The organism is Mesorhizobium sp. WSM4837, assembly GCF_055811435.1.
Genome location: NZ_JBVVQE010000168.1, coordinates 1 through 2,497, shown reverse-complemented (window position 1 = coordinate 2,497; position 2,497 = coordinate 1). Strand labels below are relative to the sequence as shown.

Annotated in this window: 1 protein-coding gene and 1 pseudogene; both read right to left on the bottom strand. The window is 59.2% G+C overall.

What is annotated here, in order from left to right:
- Positions 1 to 2,051 (bottom strand): annotated as a pseudogene (locus tag AC0L3D_RS36370) (Ulp1 family isopeptidase); the annotation flags it as partial.
- Between the two features lie 101 nt (positions 2,052 to 2,152).
- The coding region (locus AC0L3D_RS36365) for a type IV secretory system conjugative DNA transfer family protein (protein WP_473647495.1) at positions 2,153 to 2,497 on the bottom strand (345 nt) is incomplete at its 5' end.

Here is a 2,497-nt window from a genome sequence, read left to right as displayed (position 1 = left end):
AAGGGCGCTGCCTCCGCATGCAGCCTTCCGATGTGTTCGGACCATGTCCCTTGAACAGGTACCCCTTCCAATGGCAACTGCTGCATGGGAGGCTGCATCGGCACGCGGCCGCCTGAATTGCCGATTTCGCTCAGCGGCTGCTGAATGGCGGCGGCTTGCGGCGTATTCAGGGTCCTCTGCCTCTCCGCTGGCCGCAACGGCGCTGTGTAATGTTCATCGTTGATGATCACCCACTCGGGTGGTGGCAGGTGGTTGCCCGGGTCAAGCGCATCCGGCCAGGGCCGGTGTTGGCTGGCAGCTAACGGTGGCGGGGCGGCGGCCTCAACTCCGGCGTGCCCAGAGCCGGCCGCCGCGAAAGCGTCCGTCACGCTTCTGTCTGACGCAGACTCCATATCGCGAACCCGTCCCAACGCCCAGCGGAGCTTGTGGTTGCCTGGAAACAACGTCTCGGCGAATTTGATCCGTGAATCATGATCCAGCCCAGAGATCGTTAGGCCCCGACTCTCCAGCACCTTAGAAAAATTGCGAAGACTACTACCATAGACAAGACGGGTGGTTGAGGCCAAGCTGCTGTCACTGGTCACTTGTTCCAAGACATGCGCGTCTGCTTTTGAGGGCACCGGCGCTGGCCGCCCGACAGTCGCTGAATAGCCCGGCTCATGATACGCACGCAGGACGTTCAACGCCGGCTTTATATCCTTTATGTCATTGTTTTTCGAAAAGAAAGTATCGAGGTGATCGACCAGGGATTGGTGATTTTTTAGATCAGTCGCTTGGCCGCGAGCGCCGAGATCATTCGCCAATCGGCGAAGCGCAGACGAGTATATTCGAAGCGTCTCCGCGCTATGGTGTTGCTGAGCCGCAGCGTGGCCGATCGCCTTATCAATAACGTCTCGGTGTTCGTCGGACAGATGGGGATAGCGGGTAGCAGGGGCGCCAGCAGTCGCTGAATAGCCCGGCTCATGATACGCACGCAGGACGTTCAACGCCCTCTTCATATCATCGTTTTTCGGAAAGAAAGCATCGACGTGATCGACCAGGGATTGGTGATTTTTTAGGTCAGTCGCTTGGCCACGAGCGCCGAGATCATTCGCCAATCGGCGAAGTGCATACGTGTATTTTCGGACCGTGCTCTCGCTATATTTTTGCTGAGCCGCAACGTGAGTGATCGCCTTATCAATAACGTCCCGGTGTTCGCCGGACAGATGGGGATAGCCTGTAGCACGGGCGCCACTCGCAACAGGATCGGCTCGGCGCGGCTCGGCCACGTGCTGCTCAAAGCCCACTTGCCGGGCCTGGCCCGCATTCGGCAAGGGGTCAAGGCGGCCCACGAAAGGGAGCATCGCGTCTGGGACGCGGTGAGTCCCATGGGAGAAGCCTTTGGGGACGGCGAATGAGACGTTTATGGAGTTCTCGATCGCAGCGAGGTGCTTCTCAGACCATGCGGACGGCGCGGCCTCCGCATGCAGCCTTCGGGTGTGTTCGGACCCTCTCCCTTGAACGGGTACCCCTTCCAATGGCAATTCACCCAATTGCTGCATGGGGGGCTGCATCGGCACGCGGCCGCCTGAATTGCCGATTTCGCTCAGCGGCTGCTGAATGGCGGCGGCTTGCGGCGTATTCAGGGCCCTCTGCCTCTCCGCTGGCCTCAATAGCACTGTGGAATGTTCATTGTTGATGATGACCCACCCGGGTGGCAGATGGTTGCCCTGCTCAAGCGCATCCGGCCAGGGCCGGATCTGCTGTTGGCTGGCAGCTAACGCTGGCGGGGCGGCGGCCTCAACTCCGGCGTGCCCAGAGCCGGCCGCTGCGAAAGCGTCCGCCACGATGCTGTTGAGGTCACCCGGTCCAGCGGGCATCCCTGGCTCGCTGAAAAGAGACGAGGCGGCTTGATCCTGCCCTCGCTCAAGCCCTGCGCTCAATTGTTCAAGTCGCAGAACCTCTTCTGGATTGGTTGGCGACTCGTCAGCTTGATTGAACAGCCTCCGGGCCTCGGCAAGGTGCTGCTCATCGCCCACTTGCCGGGCCTGGCCCGCTTGCCCCTCTTCCAAGCCGGCGTCCTGCACCTGCGACAAAGCTGTTACACGGGATGGATTACTATTTCGCGGGTCCACACTAGCCTCACATCAAACTGTATCGTCAAAGTCCTGCGCTAATCTGCCGAGAGCCCCTCGTTCAGAATGCGATCCGAAAAATATCGCACCTTCCTCAATTGCAATGGTGGCAGACCTTTGATGAGAACGATCTCGTACTCGTCATTAAGTAGCCGCACCTGTTCGGGACGCAACAGCGGTGCACCCTGATGTGAATTCTGGATGTTCCAATCGAACGTGCGCGCCTGGCTGTAGGAAATCGATTGGGCTTGAAACGTGTATTCACCGATAGCTTTGGAAATGTAGTTCGGAGTCTCGTCATCGGCAGTGGCCATGAACACTTGCAGGCCGGTATTGCTGAGAAAATTCTGCTTGCCAGCCTCGCCATAGGCCCCCGTCAGTGC